Genomic DNA, 4683 nt, shown 5'->3' on the forward strand with positions numbered 1-4683 from the left:
CTTGTCCTCGGTGGACGAAAACGGTCATCCAACAGGCGCTGCCGAGTTTGTAGTGGAAGAAGTTCTTAAGATAGACCTGCCGCCAAGGGCGGCCAAGCAAGCGGGATTGTTCGATGACAACGCTTAAGGAAGCCCGCGAGCAAGGCAAACTCGCCGAGTTCATCGCCGAACGCGAGGCTGAGCAAGCCCCGGACGGCGACGAAGCCGCCTTCAATCGCGCTCTGGTTTCAATGGCCCGAACGTCGAAAGAAGCTCCGGCAGCATCGAAGCCGGAGCGTGCCGACGATTGAAGCGGTACTCGAACTCCTTGGCGTAAGTGCCAAGGTACTTCGGGCTGACGCTGATATGTGTCCCGTTGATCGTCTTACGTATGCACGGGGGATACACACCAATATATTTCCGTTCCCCGCCCGTTCCCTTGCCTTCCAGAAACCCGGCGGATGACCACGCGTCGCGGGTAACCTGCAGCGCCGAACCGATTTACAACGGCGACGAACCGTTTGCTCTTCCACGCATTTACCGTATTGCGCCCGGCCCCGGCTTGGCACAATCTGTTGCGGTTGCGGCGGGGGTCGGACCCTATGGCTGGTAGAGTACAGGCTGCTTCCCAAGAGCGGCGCGGGACTTGTGCGCACGTTACACAGCGCCTTGGTCCCATTTTGTTCTCTCCGGCCGGGGCGGACGGGTGTAGGATGAACGGCCCCGCCGATTCGTGTGGATCAGTAATCGCGTAAGGAGCGGCTTCGATGGATTTCAGGGATACGGACATGCCGACGCAGACGATCGATGCGGCCCCCAGCACCGGGGGCACCACCAGCACGGCGAGCGCCCCGACCGCGCTGGACAGCCACTCGATCCGGCCCCAGCCCTATGCCGTGGAGGTCGATCACAGCCGCGACGCGCTGTTGACGGATTTCGGCAAGGAGACGCTCAAGGACCGCTATCTGCTGCCGGGCGAAGGCATCCAGGACCTGTTCGTCCGCGTCGCCAGCGCCTATGCCGACGACGCGGGCCACGCGCAGCGGCTGTACGACGCCATCTCGAAGCTGTGGTTCATGCCCGCCACGCCCGTGCTGTCCAACGGCGGCACCGGGCGCGGCCTGCCGATCTCCTGCTACCTCAACTCCGTCCCCGACAGCCTCAACGGCATCGTCGACACCTGGAACGAGAATGTCTGGCTCGCCAGCCGTGGCGGCGGCATCGGCACCTATTGGGGTAACGTCCGCGGCATCGGCGAGCCGGTCGGCTTGAACGGCAAGACCAGCGGCATCATCCCCTTCGTGCGCGTGATGGATTCGCTGACGCTCGCGATCAGCCAGGGGTCGCTGCGGCGCGGGTCGGCGGCGGTCTATCTCGACATCTCGCACCCCGAGATCGAGGAGTTCCTGGAGATCCGCAAGCCTAGCGGAGACTTCAACCGCAAGGCGCTCAACCTCCACCACGGCGTGCTGATCACCGACGCCTTCATGGAAGCGGTGCGCGCGGGCGAGGAGTGGGTGCTCAAGAGCCCCAAGGACGGCTCCGCGCGCGTCACGCTCGACGCGCGTTCGCTGTTCCAGAAGCTGGTCGAGACCCGGCTCCAGACCGGCGAGCCGTACATCGTCTTCGCCGACCATGTGAACTCGACCATGCCCAAGCATCATCGCGACCTGGGGCTGAAGGTGTCGACCTCCAACCTGTGCTCCGAGATCACGCTGCCCACCGGCCGCGACCATCTCGGCAACGATCGCACCGCGGTGTGCTGCCTGTCGTCGCTGAACCTCGAGACGTGGGACGAGTGGAAGGACGAGAAGGGCTTCATCGAGGACGTGATGCGCTTCCTCGACAACGTGCTGCAGGATTACATCGACCGCCACGAGCCGGGCATGGAGCGCGCCGCCTACTCGGCAGGCCGCGAGCGTTCGGTCGGGTTGGGTGTGATGGGGTTCCACTCCTTCCTCCAGGCGCGCGGCCTGCCGTTCGAGGGCGCGATGGCGAAGTCGTGGAACCTGCGCATGTTCCGCCACATCAAGGGCCAGGCCGACGAGGCGTCGATGCAGCTCGCCATCGAGCGCGGCCCCTGCCCCGACGCCGCCGACATGGGCGTGATGGAGCGGTTTTCGTGCAAGATGGCGATCGCGCCGACCGCGTCGATCTCGATCATCTGCGGCGGCACCAGCGCGTGCATCGAGCCGATCCCGGCCAACATCTACACGCACAAGACGCTGTCGGGCAGCTTCTCGATCCGCAATCCCTATCTGGAGAAGCTGCTGATCGCGAAGGCGAAGAGTTCCGACGCGGTGTGGAACTCGATCCTGGAACAGGGCGGCAGCGTCCAGCACCTCGACTTCCTCTCGGTCGAGGAAAAGGACTGCTACAAGACCAGCTTCGAGATCGACCAGCGCTGGCTGCTCGAGCTCGCCGGCGACCGCACGCCGTACATCGACCAGTCGCAGTCGCTGAACCTGTTCATCCCCGCCGATGTCGAGAAGTGGGACCTGCTCATGCTTCACTTCCGCGCCTGGGAACTGGGCATCAAGTCGCTCTATTACCTCCGCTCGAAGTCGGTGCAGCGCGCCGGCTTCGCGGGCGGGGTCGAGGCGGACAACACAATCGAACTCGCCAAGTTTGAGCTGGAAAGCACGGACTATGACGAGTGCTTGGCTTGCCAGTAGGATGGAGCTTCGCCACCTCATCGGCCTGGCGGTAGCCGCCGGCCTGCTCGCGCCGCTCGCGATCGCAGCCCTCGCCCCCGCCTCGCGCCCGGTGCGGATCGCCGTCGCGATCGGCGCGGTCGCCGTGCTGGCGGCCGAGGTCGCGGTCGTCCCCGCCGCCGATACGGCGACGGTGCTCGCGGTCACGCTGCTCGGCGCGATGCTGGCAAGCGCTGGCGTCGTGTTCCGGCGCGGCGGCCCGGCACTCGCCGCGCTGACGCCGGGCAAGTGGGAGGATCGCCGCGCCGAACCCGCGCACCCGCTGGTCGGCGGCGCGCTGATCGCGGCCGGCGCGGCGCTGGTCGTGCTGATCATGTGGGCGACGCTCGCGCAGGCGAGCGCCGCCCCCCGCTCAGGCTTCTTCCTCGAACGCGACCGCGACATCGGCATTGGCGGACAGCCGCACCGTGTCGCCCTCCACCGTCGCGACCAGCCCGGTCGAGATGAAGTGGTGGTGGCCCTCGTGGCTCCCCTGTCCGGCGTCCTTCTTGGTCAGCTTGATGCGGTTCCCCTCGACGCGGTCGACGGTGCCGACATGGACGCCGTCGGCGCCGATCACTTCCATATGCTCGGCGATGGTGCTGATGTCGGTCACGCGCGTTCTCCTGTGATGATGTCTGTGCAACGCCTCGCAAGCGGGATCGTCGCATGACGTGGGGCACCGCGATCATGTTCGCCGTCGCGGCGGTGCTGTCGCTGGTCGGCGCGGGCCTGCTCATTTCGCTCACCCGGCCGAGCGGCCCGGCGAAGGTCTATGTCTTCCGCATGGTCGGCATCATGGCGCTGTCGGCCGGCGTGCTGCTCGCGATCTCCGCCTGGTTCACCTGGGGGTGGAGCACCACCCCCTGATCCTCCGTTTCCCCTGTTCCCCGGAGCACCCGTCATGTCCCTTCTCCACGCGTCCAAGCAGTACAAGCCGTTCGAATACCCCTGGGCGTTCGAGTTCTGGAAGCGCCAGCAGCAGCTCCACTGGCTTCCCGAAGAGGTGCCGCTGGGCGAGGATTGCCGCGACTGGGCGCAGAAGCTCTCGGACCACGAGCGCAACCTGCTCACGCAGATCTTCCGCTTCTTCACCCAGGCCGATGTCGAGGTGCAGGACTGCTATCACGAGAAATACGGCCGCGTGTTCAAGCCGACCGAGATCAAGATGATGCTGACCGCCTTCTCCAACATGGAGACGGTGCACATCGCCGCGTACAGCCACCTGCTCGACACCATCGGCATGCCCGAGAGCGAGTATGGCGCGTTCCTCGACTATGCCGAGATGAAGGAGAAGCATGATTACATGCAGACCTTCGGCGTCGACAATGACGAGGACATCGCGCGCACGCTGGCGATGTTCGGCGGCTTCACGGAGGGCGTTCAGCTGTTCGCGTCGTTCGCGATGCTGATGAATTTTCCGCGCTTCAACAAGATGAAGGGCATGGGCCAGATCGTCACCTGGTCGATCCGCGACGAGTCGCTGCACTGCGAGGGCATCATCAAGATGTTCCACACCTTTTGCCAGGAGCGCCAGTGCCTGACCAAGGCGGTCAAGGACGACATCGCCGACGTCTGCCAGACGACCATCCGCCTGGAGGACAATTTCATCGACCTCGCCTTCGAGATGGGGCCGGTCAACGGCATGACGCCCAAGGAGATCAAGAAGTACATCCGCTTCATCGCCGACTGGCGCATGAACCAGCTCGGGCTGAAGCCGATCTACATGATCGACGAACACCCCCTGCCCTGGCTCGCGCCGATGCTGAACGGGGTGGAGCACGCCAACTTCTTCGAACAGCGCGCGACGGAATATTCAAAGGCGGCGACCAAGGGCCAGTGGAACGACGTCTGGGACTCGTTCGACAAGCGGCAAAAGGCGAATGCCGGGCGCGTGGTGGCGAACGACGCACCGGATGCGGGGGTGGATATGTTCGGGCAGGCGGGCGTGGCGGCGGAGTGATCACGTTCGCCCAAGCCTTAGAGGAAACAGCAGGGTCGAAGCGTTATC

At 64.9% G+C, this 4683-nt stretch carries 6 protein-coding genes; 4 read left to right on the forward strand and 2 right to left on the reverse strand.

Annotated elements, in window-relative coordinates; translation table 11 throughout:
* Positions 1-113 precede the first annotated feature (113 nt).
* A complete protein-coding gene (locus tag JWN21_RS11300) occupies positions 114-290 on the forward strand; it encodes a hypothetical protein (protein WP_299649945.1) in 177 nt (58 codons plus the stop codon).
* On the opposite strand, the gene JWN21_RS13995 is transcribed toward JWN21_RS11300, so the two are convergent.
* Positions 211-387: a transposase gene (locus JWN21_RS13995; protein ID WP_367182939.1), complete on the reverse strand. Its 177-nt coding sequence runs from the start codon at positions 385-387 to the stop codon at positions 211-213. The two genes, JWN21_RS11300 and JWN21_RS13995, sit on opposite strands and share 80 nt — an antisense overlap.
* 359 nt (positions 388-746) lie before the next feature.
* Here JWN21_RS13995 and JWN21_RS11305 point away from each other — a divergent pair, with 359 nt between their 5' ends.
* The gene (locus JWN21_RS11305) at positions 747-2654 is read left to right on the forward strand and encodes a ribonucleoside-diphosphate reductase subunit alpha (protein ID WP_299649948.1); all 1908 of its coding nucleotides are present in this window, start codon (positions 747-749) and stop codon (positions 2652-2654) included.
* 391 nt (positions 2655-3045) lie between these two features.
* Here JWN21_RS11305 and JWN21_RS11310 read toward each other — a convergent pair whose 3' ends face one another.
* Positions 3046-3288: a DUF2171 domain-containing protein gene (locus tag JWN21_RS11310; RefSeq protein ID WP_299649951.1), complete on the reverse strand. Its 243-nt coding sequence runs from the start codon at positions 3286-3288 to the stop codon at positions 3046-3048.
* 53 nt (positions 3289-3341) lie between these two features.
* On the opposite strand from JWN21_RS11310, the gene JWN21_RS11315 reads away from it, so the two are divergent.
* Both JWN21_RS11315 and JWN21_RS11320 read left to right on the forward strand, forming a co-directional pair.
* Positions 3342-3542 (forward strand): hypothetical protein, encoded by a 201-nt coding sequence (locus tag JWN21_RS11315; RefSeq protein WP_299649954.1) that lies wholly within the window; start codon positions 3342-3344, stop codon positions 3540-3542.
* 34 nt (positions 3543-3576) lie between these two features.
* Positions 3577-4635 carry a ribonucleotide-diphosphate reductase subunit beta gene (locus tag JWN21_RS11320; protein ID WP_299649957.1) on the forward strand — a complete coding sequence of 353 codons (1059 nt, stop codon included), beginning with the start codon at positions 3577-3579 and terminating at the stop codon, positions 4633-4635.
* Positions 4636-4683: the final 48 nt, after the last annotated feature.

It is taken from the genome of Sphingomonas bacterium, from assembly GCF_028292945.1.
Classification (GTDB): domain Bacteria; phylum Pseudomonadota; class Alphaproteobacteria; order Sphingomonadales; family Sphingomonadaceae; genus Sphingomonas.

Excerpts from the sequence above, each read along its gene's own strand:
- JWN21_RS11300 (WP_299649945.1), top strand. The coding sequence starts at position 114 with ATGACAACGCTTAAGGAAGCCCGCGAGCAAGGCAAACTCGCCGAGTTC.
- JWN21_RS11305 (WP_299649948.1), top strand. The coding sequence starts at position 747 with ATGGATTTCAGGGATACGGACATGCCGACGCAGACGATCGATGCGGCC.
- JWN21_RS11315 (WP_299649954.1), top strand. The coding sequence starts at position 3,342 with ATGACGTGGGGCACCGCGATCATGTTCGCCGTCGCGGCGGTGCTGTCG.
- JWN21_RS11320 (WP_299649957.1), top strand. The coding sequence starts at position 3,577 with ATGTCCCTTCTCCACGCGTCCAAGCAGTACAAGCCGTTCGAATACCCC.